Here is a 14,807-nt window from a genome sequence, read left to right as displayed (position 1 = left end):
CGTGAAAAAAATAATCGTACCTTCGGGTTGTTGTTTTACCCCAAATTACCCAGTTATGAATAATTTTCATTGCAGCCGGTTTTGTACGCCGAAGGCATCTGGGCCTGCACCATTACCTGCGGCGGAACAGGAACAAAGAGAAGAACGGACCTCCAATGCCACCGTGGCTATTCCTGCATCCAGGCTGCAGCAGCATTTGCCAGCAGTACTCACTTCTCGTAATGTGAAATATAGGCTTCCTGCCGCCACAAATTTGAAATCCGCCTTCACCGACAAGACATTAAATATTCCTGAAAATGTGATTAAAAGCAGAGTGACCGCACTACTGGAAAGAATGGCGGAGGAAAAGCGTTTGAAGAGTAAAGATCCTGTTCCGGTAATCGTAAATAAAATATTTCCGTCTCCAGGCGTGATGGATGAAAATGAGTTCAATAAAGCCGTAGACCCGAAGGACAGCAGTGAAGTATATAAATCCATCGCTGAATCCAAAACAAGAGTTAAAGATCCGGATAAGCCGAAATTGCAGGCAGTCATCGCAGATACCATTAAATTGGCAAAACAGTGTGAAGCAGAAAGTGCGGGCCTGAAAGACGTATTCGGCTCGATGGATGCGGTTGCTAAGAAAAACTATAATGGTATCGCCACAGCCTTGGGAACTCTTGCAAAAAATATGAACACGAAAATTACTTCAGATTATAACCTCGATACAGATGAAGTAGGACTGGGCGGTTATGCCCTGCATGATTCGCAGGAGGTGCATTTATTGCTGCGGATAGCCCAGGTAAAAGATGAAGCCAAAACGAAGGTAACATTGATACATGAGGGGGCGCATCTGGCCGATCCCAACGTGATAGATCAGGGCTATTATGGGTCCGATGGATTCGAAGCGAAACCCGAAGCCATCAAGATTGCGAATGCAGCGCACTATGAAGAGATACCACGGCGTAAACTGGGTACAAGTAGCTTCCCTGGCCCTTTTCAGCCAGGCGTATTGAAAAGCGGCGCCAAAGTTACCCGTGCCGATACCGTAAAGAATAATGCCGGCGAACAAATGCGGATGGCATGGGATGCCGCCGTGGACGTGTTTCTATTGCTGCGCGATGTGCGTCAGCACTATTTGGCTGGCGACAGAAAGCCTTTTAAAGATAATGAAGCAGTGCTGAAGGATATCTCCAAGCATGAGGATCTGACCATTCACGAACAAACTGCCGGTAATGAAATCGTTACGACTTTGGATTTAACGGTAGCAGAAAGTATTGCGCATGGTTATCAGGCCATGATGAGTGAAATAGAGCATATTTCATTTCCATCCAAGCCTGGTGTGCTGACAGATGATCAGATACGCGATCAGATGGTAGCCCAGGCAGAAGCAAAATTGAATTTGCTGATGCGCAATCCTGCAAGGGATAAAACACTGACAGACTGGATGGTGAAAAACTATAAAAACATACCAAGTATTTAATGGGACGTTCAATTTTTTTTGGCGATCGTACTTTTGATATATCCGACACCGTTGTACGAGTAGCCAATGTAGTTCCGTCGGATTATTCGCCATTGGCGGAAATGAAAGATTTGCGGGAGTTGCATATTATTCAATCAGACCCGCATGAACGAGCATATGCAGGGGGAGACACGGATCTCTCGCCACTGGCTGCGTTACAACATCTGGAAGTATTGGTATTACAAGAACAACCAATTACTGATATCAGCCCATTACAAGGAATGACATCGTTGAAAAGGCTGGATTTACGGGAGACACATATCCGCAATACCGCTGTATTATCCACTTTTACAGGACTCGAAGAGTTGGTGCTCAGGGATACAACGGTAGCGGATATACGACCATTGCATACCTTATCTCATTTGAAAAAGCTGGATATCGCTTATACATTCGTGAAGGATCTTTCCGTATTGTCCGAAACCACGTCCTTGCATACCCTGCTGGCAGAGGGCAGTCAGATTTCGGATGTCACCCCTTTGTTATCCTTGCCGGCGCTATCGCATTTTACATTTCATGAAACACGGTTGAGTTCCTTAGCAGTCCTTAGTCACATGAAATGCTTTCAACATGCTGAACTGTTGGATTTAAGCGGTACTGCGGTGGATTTGCTGTATGGTATTGCACAGGCGGAGGCAGTGAAGGAGTTGAGGATGTATAATACAAAGGTGGTTAGTTTTTTGCCTTTGTTATCGTTGCATAAGTTAGGAGTGCTACGTATAAATACGCATCAAATACCCTTTTGGCAAGTAAAAATACTGTTGCATCAATTCCCAGATTTACAGATTTTAGAGTACTAACTGGAAGGGGTATACGAATACATGTCTGTGTAATCCTTTGCTATATTATGTTCTAGAAGATGAGTGAAATTTAATCTGAAAAGCCTAAAAAATATTTGTTCAAGTGCGGTCTTTTTTCCTAAATTTGAATTCAATTGTAACCTCAAAATAATACGCCTGTAAAAGTCAATTCTATCGTCGGATAAGTTAAGCGCGGCTTTGTTTGTTGGAAATGTAAAACCCCAAATGTCACATTTCCTCCTATTGTTATCGGCATTCAAATTATTTATTTGATTATCATGTCATGCATGGAATGATGCATGTCCTGGTAGCGGTATCTTATTAATTCTTTTTTCATGATACGTACTGCATTAGAGTTTCTCCGGAAGGAACTGGAGAACTACATAGTGGAGCGCGAACAGGACCCCTCATATAGTGCGGGTACTGTGGTGGAATTGAAGCCACTGGCGTTGCCTAATGGTAATATCAATCTGGATGATAATATGCACATCACCATGATGCTGGTGGGGGTGGAAGAATTACGAAGAGAAGGTAAGCGACCCTATTTTGTTCCAGCGGATAGCCAGTCTGTTTACCGGCTGCAGCCTCCCGTGGAATTGGAATTGACCTTGTTGTTTGTGGCCAATAATAAACACTACGAAACCTCTCTGAGAGATCTGACGGATGTCGCTGCATTTTTTCAAGCCAATCCGGTATTTGATGAGCAACATTATCCTGGCTTGAATGAAGCTGCAAAAGCCCCGGATACGAAGCCCTGGCAGTTGATAGACCGCCTGAGTTTCCGTCTGCAAAGCCTTTCCTTTGAGCAGCAGAATAATCTTTGGGGCATGTTGGGTGCGAAGTATCTCCCCAATATTGTCTATAAAATGACCCTGCTGAGTGTCTTCGAAACCAAAGGTGATAAAAGCCCCAATATTACGGAAGTCAATTATAAGGAAAACTAAAAGGTTATGGGTATCATACAAACAAAATATAATCCCCTTTTTGCTGTTTCCGTAAAGCAACTTTTTTACGACAATAATATCTGTCAGCGGTATCAAACTATTCCGGAACCAGATTTCGACTTCGTGCCTACAACGGAAACAATACAATTGTTGCAGAAATTGGACCTGGTGTTCAAACCAGTACCTACTGCCGGAGGTTTCTGGGTGCTGGCAAGGGTAGGAGATAAAACCGGGAGTGGTAATTATTTGCTGCGGTATCAGGCGCCTAAAGGGGCTAAACTGAGTTTCCTGATGCTGTGTCGTAATCCAGACCTCTATAATTTCAATGATCTTCCCTTGATGTCCGGAGATGGATCATTGTATTATTTCTGCAACATGGTAGGCGATACGACTGCCCCTCGATCCAACCTGCATCTCAGCAAAGATGTAAACGGCGTGAAAGGAACGAATGATAGCATGAAGTATAACAGTAACGCGTATACGTTTGTGAATAGTACGCCGGTGACCCCAGGAAATGCTTGGCTTATTCATCAATTAACCGGGACAATTATTCAGCCTCGAGCCATCATCAATGATCTGTCTTCTGCTCGGCTATTATTCGATCTAACGTCACTACCTTCTGGTATCTGCGAATTGTTTGTAAATGCAGTACAGGTAGATAGTTTTTACTACCTACCGATGCCCGCAGCAGGTAACCTGTTTGGTGTCATGGAAATTAACCTGTCCCCCAACCTGGATGGGAACTACCGGGTAATAGAGTCAGACAGATCGTTGCAAGCGCCGGCACCCATGTACACCATTCAATTTCCCAAACGGAAAACAACCTGGCGGTATAGGCTATCACTTACCCCCAATAGCCCGCTATACAGGGAGATGGCTGCCCTCAGCGCCCCCGCAAAAACGGACTTCTTGAACCGCTTGAACATCGTCAGCAATGATACGGCTATCACTTTTACAAAAGCTAATGTGGCAGATACGACGATTGATTTTGTATCCAACAGTCCCATTGCATTGCAAGAAGTATATACCTCCAGTTCCAGCAGCAGCCATGATAAACTAGGTCTGCAACTAAAGAAGTATATCGGCAATGCCCAAGAAGCCACTGTGAAAGCGGATCTGCCTTATCCTTCATTGGATACCGTTAATCAATTACAGCCCCCAAATATTTACTCAGACATATTTCTAACACTTTAACTATTTGAAAATGGCAACTTATCGTTCCCCAGGTGTTTATGTAGAAGAAATATCACAGCTCTCAGCTTCCATCGCAGAGGTGGAGTCCGCCGTTCCTGCTTTCATTGGCTACACCCAAATAGCCAAACAGTTGGTAGACGATGACCTTCTGCACGTAGCTACTCCCATTAACAGTTGGAGCGATTATCAACAACTGTATGGCAACGCTGATCAAGAACATGCTGTGAATATCACCATTGCAGTGAATGAAATCAGACCCGCTGCGGTTACTACTGGCTACAAAGTAACCATCACGCCCAACTATGCGGCCATGAGCCCATATTTGCTTTACTATGCAGTACAGCAGTATTTTGCCAATGGCGGCGGTAGATGCTATATCGTATCTGTTGGGAAATATGGCGCTCCCATTGCGGATAGCGACCTGAAAGGAGGACTGGACCTCATCGGCCTCGAAGATGAACCAACCCTGTTAGTAGTTCCGGAAGCCATTCGACTGACGCCTGGCGGCTATGACAACGTCGTGAATGCGATGATGTTGCAGGCTTCTAGCCTGAAAGACAGGTTTGCCATCCTCGATACATTACAAACCACCACCCCGAAAACAACTACTTCCATTGCCACAGATGTACAAACTGTAATGGATGCTACTCCTTCAGATGGGGATATACTCAAATATGGAGCAGCCTATTATCCATTCCTGGAAAGTACCTACCAACTGGGCTTTGACTTTCCTAATCTTACCCTGACTCACCACACTATTGGAGGAAACCCTGCTGGTGGGGAAGATAAAACCGGTAGGAAAATGAATGAGCTTCAAAGCATTGCTTCCGCTATGTATAATGCCATCGTGAAAGAATATGGCAATTATCACGTAGTACTGCCTCCATCTGCTGCCGTAGCTGGCGCTTATGCCCGCGTAGATGAAACCCGCGGTGTATGGAAAGCCCCAGCAAATGTAGGATTGATGAATGTGGTAAAACCATTGGTATCCATCGCCCGCCCTGAACAAGACCTGCTGAATATTAATACTACTAGTGGTAAATCCATTGATTGTATCCTCAGCATTCCCGGCTCTGGTACGGTGATCATGGGGGCGCGTACCCTCGATGGCAATGATGATGATTGGAAATATGTAAACGTACGCCGCTTCTGTAGCGTAGTGGAAGAATCCATCCAGAAATCCACCCGATGGGTCATCTTCGAACCTAATACAGCCGCTACTTGGGTAAAAGTACAATCCATGATAGAAAACTACCTGTTCCTGAAATGGAGAGACGGCGCACTGGCTGGCGCAAAACCAGAACAGGCTTATGTTGTCAATATCGGCCTGGGTAAAACCATGACTTCAAATGATATCTTAGAAGGTCGCATGATCGTTGAAATAGGCCTGGCCGTTGCTCGCCCAGCCGAATTCATCATCCTACGCTTCGAACAACAAACACAAACCTCTTGATAACAGGTAACTGCTTTCACTCTTTTGTTCATCATTAAATGCTTAATACAATGGCAAATTATCCATTACCGGTTTTCCATTTTACAGTTTCCTGGGGAGGTGATAATATCGGCTTCTCAGAAGTAAGCGGTCTTTCACAGGAATTACAGGCCATTGAATACCGCGATGGACTCATGAGCGGTACTACATTGCCACTGAAAAGACCAGGGCTGAAAAAGGCGGGAAATATTACACTGAAACGCGGGATCGCACCTACCAATAGCGACTTGTACAACTGGCTGAACAACCACGGACAACCTAATGTGGAACGCCGGGATCTTATCATTTCCCTGCTCAACGATGAAGGAAATCCCGTATTCGTCTGGACCATCTCTCAGGCATGGCCTGTAAAATTGGAAGGCCCCGGATTGAAAGCCTCCGGCAACGATATCGCTATCGAATCCGTAGACCTGGTACATGAAGGTATTACCCTTAAACCTGCCTGATAATGCCTACCTATTATCCGCCAGGAGGGTTTCACTTTAAAGTGGAATTCGTTGGGGTAGATGGAGCAGACTCCGATACGGAACAACGATTCCAGGAGGTGAGCGGACTTAACTTCGAAATCGAAACGGAAGAACTAAAAGAAGGCGGAGAAAACCGCTTTACCTACAAACTTCCCAAAAGAGCGAAGTATCCCAACCTCGTGCTCAAACGTGGACTCCTCCAGGGAACTGCACTGCTGGATTGGTGTAAGTCGGCCATGAATACATGGTTCACAGTAGTCATATACGACTTCAAACCAGCAGATATCATCGTTACATTACTCGATGAAGCAGACAAACCTGCTGCCATCTGGAATGTAGTACAGGCATACCCGGTTTCCTGGAAAACCTCCGATTTCAGGGCGCAAGACAATAGCATCGTAATCGAAACCCTGGAAATGGCTTACCAGTATTTTGAAAGAAAAATGTAATCGTTATGCCGGTACAAATCAATGAAGTGGTGATCCGAACAGTCATAGATACCCCCTCAGGAAGCGGTGGTACAGGCGCTGTCGTGAACACCCCGCCACCAAGTGGCCCTGAAACAGAACTGGTAGATAAAGTCCTGGAAATTATCCGGGAAAAAAATGAAAGATAATGGATGCAACAAGCGCACTAAAATTGCCTTTCAATCTAAAAATCATTCCTGTCAATGATTCGCTGATTCCCATAGGACCGCCATTCCTGGCAATGTTCAACCCGGATACGCTCGTCATTAAGGAAGACCTGGAATGGATCACTTCCATTGCACCAGGAAATGCTACCTCCGATCAGAAATACCAAAGCACAAAGCCAAGAACTTTCTCGCTGGAATTAACGATCGATGGTACAGGAGTGAATACTAACGGTGTAAAAATACCCGTGACAGCACAGGTATTATTATTTCGTGCAGCCACCACTGTTATGAGAGGTATGCTGCATAAACCAGCTTCGCTGCTGGTGCAGTATGGCCTCTTTATCTGCAACTGTGTAATGACTACCAGCACGGTATCCTACACGATGTTCGATCTGACAGGGCTGCCCATCCGCGCGAAAATCAACGCTTCCTTTACGGAACGTACACCACAGTCGATGGGCAGTATCATGAGTATGCTCTCCTCCCCAGACCTGACCCATCAAAGAATGGTGCAAGAAGGAGACCTACTACCGCTGCTAACCTACCAAATCTATAACAATCAGAACTACTATTTGCAAGTGGCGAAAATCAATAGGCTGAAGAATTTCAGAAAACTCCAGCCTGGCGCTACACTGGTATTCCCACCTGTCAGTAACAAAAAAGCATAACCCCGGAAATACTTTCAATCATGTTGGATAGTCTTCCTCCCGGCACACAACAGGATACAAATGTGGTATCCCATAAAGTATCCATCAATGGTACGGTGATCAGCGGTACAATCCTGCTATCCCAAATCATTGTCAATAAATCCTACAATAAGATCGCTTCTGCCAAAATTATTTTGGTAGACGGATCTGTCTCTGATCGCGATTTCTCCCTGAGCGATGATGATCAGTTCAAGCCAGGAAATACGATCACAATTGAACTGGGATACCAAGGAGATACAGATACCGTGTTTGAAGGTCTGATTGTGAAACATGCTATCAAAGCCCTAAGACATGGTAGTTCTGTCTTAATCGTGGAGGCAAAGGATAAAGCAATGCAACTGGCTATGGCCAGGAATAGCCGTTACTTTATCAACAAGACGGATAAAGATGCTATCGAAGAACTGGCTTCCAGCCTGCAACCAGACGTGGACCCTACACAGGTATCCCATAAACAACTGGTGCAATTTGATGCTACCGACTGGGATTTTATCCTCACCCGCGCCGAAGCCAATGGCATGCTGGTACTCACAGATGATGGTACGCTAAAAGTAAAGAAACCAGATACTTCCGCAACGCCTGTGGCAACTGCCACTTATGGGGATAATATCTATGAGTTCGAAGCGGAAATGGACGCACGCCGGCAATGGCAATCTGTTACCAGCCAGTCGTGGGACTATACCAAGCAACAGAATGAAGTGTCCAATAATGGATCTGCAAATTTCACCGAGCCAGGAAATATTTCATCAGATGAATTGGCTACCATTCTCTCTGCAGATCTAACCCTCCGGCATACTGGCCATCTCACCCAACAACAACTGGATGATTGGTCTGATGCATATGCGCTCCGTAATCAAATTTCTAAAATTACAGGCAGACTGCGCATGGAGGGCAATGCAGCCATCAAACCCGGTACCTTCGTTACGCTGAAAGGAATGGGAGATCGCTTTAATGGAAATGTTTTTGTGACAGGCGTATTGCACCAATTTGATGGTAACTGGCATACGGATGTGCAATTCGGTTGGAGAGATGACTGGTTCTTCAAAAAGGAAGATGTTATGGATTATCCTGCCGCAGGCTTACTTCCTGGTGTACATGGACTGCAAATTGGAGTAGTGCTGGATACAGATGATACCGATGAAGGGGGGCAATATCGCGTAAAGGTACATGTACCGCTGATCACCACCGGTAATGAAGGTATACTGGCCAGAGTGGCTACCCTAGACGCAGGCGCCAACAGAGGAGCTTATTTCCGCCCGCAGCCTCAGGATGAAGTGATTCTAGGCTTTCTGAACGATGACCCACGAGAGGCTATCATTTTGGGGTACCTGCACAGTAAAGACAGTCACAAATCTCCACTGCCTGAACAGGATGGCGCAGAACAATATGGTTTCGTTACGAAAGAAGGTGTCAAAGTGGTATTTGATGATACCAATAAAAGATTGACACTTTCTGTGAAAGGCGCTTCTGGAGATAAGTCCATGGTATTGAATGATGATGGCAGCGCCATTGCCATTACAGATGATCATCAGAATAAAATTACCATGGATAGTAGCGGTATTACTATCTCCGCCGGCGCTGGTAATGTAGTGATCAAAGGAGGTAAAGTACTCATCAACTAAATAGACCATTATGCCTGCAGCAGCAAGAATAGGAGACAATCATACCTGTCCCCTTACAAATCCGCCTCCGTCCAATACGCCACATACAGGTGGCCCCATTACAGGACCTGGCGTACCGAATGTGCTGATAGAAGGAAAACCGGCAGCAACTGCTGGGAGCCCTTGCACTTGCAGCGGCCCGCCAGATGTTATTAAGAAAGGTTCTTCTTCTGTCATGATAGGAGGAATGCCGGCTGCCAGAGTAGGCGATCAAACCGCCCACGGAGGTAGTGTTGCTGCTGGAGCCACTACTGTACAGATTGGAGGATGAAATTAGGCTTTAACCCCAGAAAATTTTCACATGAATAACATAGATAAATCTTTCCTCGGTACAGGCTGGAACTTCCCGCCTACATTCAGAAGAGAATGGTACGGCGTGGAAATGGCCACTGGAGATGACGTGGTACGCAATAGCCTGGAGATTATTGTTGCTACTATCACAGGGGAAAGAATCATGCTGCCCAATTATGGTTGTAACCTACAACCACATCTGTTCGATCAGATGAACGTTCCTACCGTGGCCATGATCGAAAAAGTGGTCAATGATGCACTAGTATACAATGAGCCAAGAATTATTGTAAACAGTGTAGTAGCCACACCGAATGAAGCAGTTGGCAGATTGGATATCAACGTAGACTATACCATCATCACTACCAATACCCGGTATAACTATGTTTTTCCATTCTATATGCAAGAAGCAACCAATATTGCCCATTAACCCCCAGCATGCTGCTGCATGCTGTCATTGCTGAAGCAGAAAAAAATTATTCCAGATGAGTAATTGTCATTGTCATACTGAAATAGCCCGCGATGGATCAGGCCAGTTGACCAGATACCTGGCTGCACTGGACCCGGCATATGCTAAGGTGGATGGTCGCAGCATCCAGGATCTACTGGTCTTCGCACAGAAATATGCGGAACAACTCCGCTTTTACGATATCCCCGGTAATGAACTGAAAGATGATATCCCAGGCACCAAAATATCTTGGGTGGAATTCTTCAGAAGAGATATGGGAGTATTAGCCGCCGCTGTAACTACGGCTACACCAGATGCTTTCCGCATGCAATATGACAGCCTCAGAGCAGCACTGGATCAAGCGCCTGATACCAATGGTTTTGAAGCATTGTTCAAACCTATCATCCAGATCATGGTGTTAATGGATGGTTGGTATAGTGTGGCGATACCTGGAAACCCTATCCAGGAAGACCTCCAGTTGTCCATACAATCTGTTCTAGCCGGACAGGTACAGAAAATGAAAGCCTATGCAGAAGGCTATCGCACCGTGGATGTTAAAAGAAATATTACACTAGACTTCACCGATATAGTAAACGACGGTATCTGGAAAGTGAATGATGAAGTGGATCCCGATAATACCATATTCCAGGGAGATACGCCCGAAGACCAGATTAAGTATGCTGCTTTATATATAGACGACATCTTTCTGGCCTTCTATAACGCCCTTGTGCAACTGTCCAATAACGGGGATGGCTATATGCAGTTTGCCCTAAAGGAATATCCTGCTCATCAACCTCATATGGGCCTTTTCCTGTCTTTCCTCCAGCTCTTTCAGTTGGCCCAGGAGCAGATGAACGGCATCACCGGCAGGATGTTGGATTTCTACTACCGGGATGTGTTGCATTTATCGGAGAAACCATCTGTGCCTGACAGAACGCATGTCATCTTTGAATTGGCGAAAGATGTAACAGAATATCCCCTCGATCAAGGCACTGCCCTCAGTGCGGGAAAAGATGCATCCGGTAAAGAACAAACTTATATTACGGAAAATGCGCTGGTGATTAACCAAGCAAAAGTCAAGGAACTGAAAACAATCTTTATCAATAAAACACCTGCCGATGGTATGGAGGGCGTCAAAAGTATCCAGACCATCTACGCCAGGCCAGTGGCTAATTCCCAGGATGGGCTAGGAGCCAAGTTTATCGATAAATACCCACACTGGCCAACTTTCGGTCAAGGCCCAGCCCTGGACCAAACTTTCACAGATCGTATATGTCGTTTATTGGAACATCCAGTTCCAGAAACGATAAGAATGGATAAAGCTACCATTGGATTTGCCGTAGCTTCGCCACAGTTGTTGTTGCAAGGCGGTCGTAGATTTCTCTTGGTAGGCTTTGATGGAATGGCCCAGTTGATGAAACAAGCAGCTAATCTCAAAGATGGCTCCTCTCCATTTTCCATATACTTTACAGGAGAAAAGGAATGGCTCCAGGTAAATATGCAGGCTGACTTGAACGATGTCTACAAGCAACTGGATAGTACAGGTATATTCCCACAGAATACGCCACAAACAGCGGTGTACTCTATGATACAGTTGCCAACCGGTGGCACTTACCTAATGATTAACCTGCCTATTTCCGCCCCTCCGATTATAGGATTTAATCCCAAACTACATACAGGCTACGCTTTTAATACCACCTTGCCTGTGATGCGTATCATGTTGAATCCTCAATTGGGCCTCTCTGCACATGATTACAGGAATCTCCAGGCATCTAGTTTTTCTATTCAGGTGACGGTAGGCTCCATGTTTAAAGGCACACAATCACCAACTGGACTTACTGCAGGGGCAACCATTGCCACGGGTCCTTTCCTGGATGGCCTCCGTACCCTCGTCATTCAAAATGATCTTGGTGTACAAGCTACCAACAAACCTTTTGATCCTTTTACCTTCCTGCCGTCAAGAGGGAAATCCTTTTATATCGGCAGTGATGAGGTATTCAATAAATCCCTGGATCGCTTGGGGGTCAACATCAAGCGTACCGTGGAAATTGATGACTATGGAGCAGATAATAGCGTCGCCTATGCGGTAGAGCTGCTGCAAGACCGGCAGTGGACGCGCCTTGGGGACTTATACAATGGAAATAGCTACGGTAGTTTCAGCAGCACAAATCTATCCAGGGATATACTGTATGCCTTAAACGGCACTACTGCTCCCAAGCACTTATCTTATTACAGAGAACCGGTTTTACCAGTGAGCAACTGGACGCCGCAATCAGTAAAGGGATTTCTGAAAGTATCCAATCTATATAACCCATCAGCAGGAGGTGGCGAATTTCCACCGCCGCCACCCAGCCTGCAGGAACAGGCGCTGACGCTGGAGATTAACCAGTTGTCTATCAGCTATGCCAGTCAACTAAATGGTCTGGTAAGTGGAATAGATCAGTTCTTTCATGTATATCCATTCGGCGTAGCGGAAATATCACTGGATGAAGAATCCTATAATGCAACAACCGGTATGGTGAGTCTGCAATCCAATCTGGTAACCGGTTTGAATTATTTATATGGAAGTAAAAAGAATGCTGCTGCTATTAATGCCAATGATACGCTGTTACCACAGTTTACATTCGTGGATCCTTTTAGTCGTATGTTGACGGTGGACAACACCAGTATTAATACCCATAATGATGGTGGTTATACCATCAACCCGGCATCCCTCGGAACGAGGAGTGATCGTATGATGGCAGAGTTATTATTGCATGCCAGTGGACTAGATGCGGGGAGTAGACTGAATCAATATTCCGGGCAATACCAGGAAGAAGGAATGCTTTTCATCGGCTTGGAAAATCTCCAACCACTTCAATCATTATCGCTATTGTTTGAATTTGCAGATGGAACTGCCGAAGATGATGAGGATGACCCACCACCCATCAACTGGTCTTATCTCATCAATAATGAGTGGCGGCCATTACCCGGCGAAGCACTGGTCAGTGATGGCACTTTCGGATTCCAGACTACAGGGATTATTAGGATTGATATACCGGAAGATATCACTACTGAAAGCACCATTATCACTTCTGGCCTAAGTTGGCTATGCGCAAGTGTGACCGCGGATTCCAATAGGTTCCCTCATCTCGTTGATGTAATTGCACAGGCAGCGGAAGTTAGTTTTGTCGATAATAATAATGATCAACGCCATTTTGATGAGGCACTTCCTGCTGGTAGTATCACTAAACTATCTGTAAAGGTGGCGGAGGTGAGCAAGGTACAACAACCATTTGCTTCCTTTGATGGTAAACACAAGGAAATAGGGAAGGAGTTTTATACCCGCGTAAGTGAACGCCTGCGGCACAAAGCGAGAGCTATCACCAGTTGGGACTACGAACACTTGGTGCTGGATAGATACCCTACTATTTATAAAGTGAAATGTATCCCACATACAGATCCTGATTGTATTTGCTGGACGGCGCCTTCACAAACGGATGCCAATGGTAAGCCGCTCTGCTGCGGGCAACAGGTGGCACCTGGGCATGTTTTGCTGGTGCCGCTGGCGAATATGAAAAATAGAACAGCCACCAACCCCCTGCAACCTAAAACGAGTCGCCGTACTTTGTTGGAAATAGAGGCATATCTACAACAAAGAACCTCTCCCTTCGTAAATGTACGAGCAAGAAATCCCCTGTATGAACAAATACTGGTGGCTTTCAGGGTGCAGTTTATAACGGGAACGGATAAAGGATTTTATCTGAAAAAGCTCAACGATGAAATCGTTCGCTTCCTGACACCATGGGCGTTTGATGATAGTGCAGCGCCGGTTTTCGGCCAGAAGGTGTATGCATCCGCCATTATCAATTTTATTGAGGAAAGGCCTTATGTAGACTTCATTACTGATTTTGCGATGTTTGTTTGCAGAAAAGATTGCTGTGCAGACACGGGTCCATCAGTACCGCAAGTGACCTCAGATCTACTAACAGATCTGATGAATGCCTCCAATTGCAATGACGTGGAAGCAGCCACCTTGCGTCAACCGGATTACCCTGGTGTGGTAGTGGCTATTCCTTCTACGCCGAGGTCCATATTAGTATCAGTGCCTAAGCATATCATTGTGCCTTATAAGGCGCCACCACAGGTGGATCCATGTACACAACGCAAAATGAATGTAACCCTGGCACAGCCGGAAACGATGGTCAATGTGGCAAATATGGATACACCCAGAGCAGCCATACCGGATAATGCCACCACTTTGACAGCCGCTCATCCGATAGCCACTAATGTTACACACATGATGGCTGCCAATAATCCAACAGTTGTTCATATGACGTCAACTGCTGCTACTACAGTGAATCCTACAGGTGCGGTAACAGCAAATCCAGGAGAGGCTACTACGGTAAATCCTACGGGTGCAGCAACCACAAATCCTGGAGGAGTTTATACTACAGTGAATCCTACCGGTGCGGCAACTACAAATCCTGGAGGGACTACCAGTACAGTTAATCCTGCTGGTACATCAAACACAGCAAATCCTGCGGAAACCGCGAATATGACCAATGCGCCAGATCCGACAGGTAATACCAGCAATCCAGATCCTAATGCGGCAGCTAATGATGCTTCCGCTGGTAGTACAGCTACAAAGGGTAAAGCAAAACCCAAGTCTGATAATTAGGCAACGTATCATTTAAA

The 14,807-nt window shown here is 45.6% G+C and carries 13 protein-coding genes; all 13 read left to right on the top strand.

The features are described 5' to 3' along the window. Window positions 1-55 precede the first annotated feature (55 nt). The 13 genes from JO154_RS25425 to JO154_RS25365 all read left to right on the top strand — a co-directional run bounded on the left by JO154_RS25425 (window position 56) and on the right by JO154_RS25365 (window position 14,790). Window positions 56-1,462, top strand: a complete 1,407-nt coding sequence (locus JO154_RS25425; protein ID WP_291951702.1) for a hypothetical protein — start codon at window positions 56-58, stop codon at window positions 1,460-1,462. Beyond that, the gene (locus JO154_RS25420) at window positions 1,462-2,298 is read left to right on the top strand and encodes a hypothetical protein (RefSeq protein WP_291951699.1); all 837 of its coding nucleotides are present in this window, start codon (window positions 1,462-1,464) and stop codon (window positions 2,296-2,298) included. The genes JO154_RS25425 and JO154_RS25420 overlap by 1 nt, the downstream gene beginning before the upstream one ends. Window positions 2,299-2,633: 335 nt before the next feature. Then, window positions 2,634-3,242, top strand: coding sequence for a DUF4255 domain-containing protein (locus JO154_RS25415; RefSeq protein WP_291951696.1), 609 nt, complete (start codon window positions 2,634-2,636; stop codon window positions 3,240-3,242). A gap of 6 nt (window positions 3,243-3,248) precedes the next feature. Further along, window positions 3,249-4,436, top strand: coding sequence for a hypothetical protein (locus JO154_RS25410; RefSeq protein ID WP_291951693.1), 1,188 nt, complete (start codon window positions 3,249-3,251; stop codon window positions 4,434-4,436). A 10-nt stretch (window positions 4,437-4,446) separates the two neighbouring features. Beyond that, complete coding sequence (locus tag JO154_RS25405) at window positions 4,447-5,889, top strand: phage tail sheath C-terminal domain-containing protein (RefSeq protein ID WP_291951690.1); 1,443 nt, start codon at window positions 4,447-4,449, stop codon at window positions 5,887-5,889. Window positions 5,890-5,939: 50 nt separating this feature from the next. Next, complete coding sequence (locus JO154_RS25400; RefSeq protein ID WP_291951687.1) at window positions 5,940-6,374, top strand: phage tail protein; 435 nt, start codon at window positions 5,940-5,942, stop codon at window positions 6,372-6,374. Window positions 6,375-6,376: 2 nt separating this feature from the next. Continuing rightward, the gene (locus JO154_RS25395; protein WP_291951685.1) at window positions 6,377-6,844 is read left to right on the top strand and encodes a phage tail protein; all 468 of its coding nucleotides are present in this window, start codon (window positions 6,377-6,379) and stop codon (window positions 6,842-6,844) included. Window positions 6,845-6,849: 5 nt separating this feature from the next. Beyond that, a complete protein-coding gene (locus JO154_RS25390) occupies window positions 6,850-7,011 on the top strand; it encodes a DUF5908 family protein (RefSeq protein WP_291951682.1) in 162 nt (53 codons plus the stop codon). After that, window positions 7,011-7,697, top strand: coding sequence for a hypothetical protein (locus tag JO154_RS25385; protein WP_291951679.1), 687 nt, complete (start codon window positions 7,011-7,013; stop codon window positions 7,695-7,697). Before JO154_RS25390 ends, JO154_RS25385 begins: the two co-directional genes overlap by 1 nt. Window positions 7,698-7,717: 20 nt before the next feature. Beyond that, entirely contained in the window at window positions 7,718-9,355 is a 1,638-nt protein-coding gene (gene vgrG / locus JO154_RS25380; RefSeq protein WP_291951676.1) for a type VI secretion system tip protein VgrG, read from the top strand. Between the two features lie 10 nt (window positions 9,356-9,365). Beyond that, window positions 9,366-9,665 carry a PAAR domain-containing protein gene (locus JO154_RS25375; RefSeq protein WP_291951673.1) on the top strand — a complete coding sequence of 100 codons (300 nt, stop codon included), beginning with the start codon at window positions 9,366-9,368 and terminating at the stop codon, window positions 9,663-9,665. Window positions 9,666-9,695: 30 nt separating this feature from the next. Beyond that, complete coding sequence (locus tag JO154_RS25370; RefSeq protein ID WP_291951670.1) at window positions 9,696-10,112, top strand: GPW/gp25 family protein; 417 nt, start codon at window positions 9,696-9,698, stop codon at window positions 10,110-10,112. Between the two features lie 55 nt (window positions 10,113-10,167). After that, complete coding sequence (locus JO154_RS25365) at window positions 10,168-14,790, top strand: hypothetical protein (protein ID WP_291951667.1); 4,623 nt, start codon at window positions 10,168-10,170, stop codon at window positions 14,788-14,790. Window positions 14,791-14,807 lie beyond the last annotated feature (17 nt).

This window comes from Chitinophaga sp. (assembly GCF_019236475.1).
Lineage (GTDB): Bacteria > Bacteroidota > Bacteroidia > Chitinophagales > Chitinophagaceae > Chitinophaga.
The sequence above is the reverse complement of the archived record's forward strand: the minus strand, read 5'-3'. Positions and strand labels throughout refer to the sequence as shown.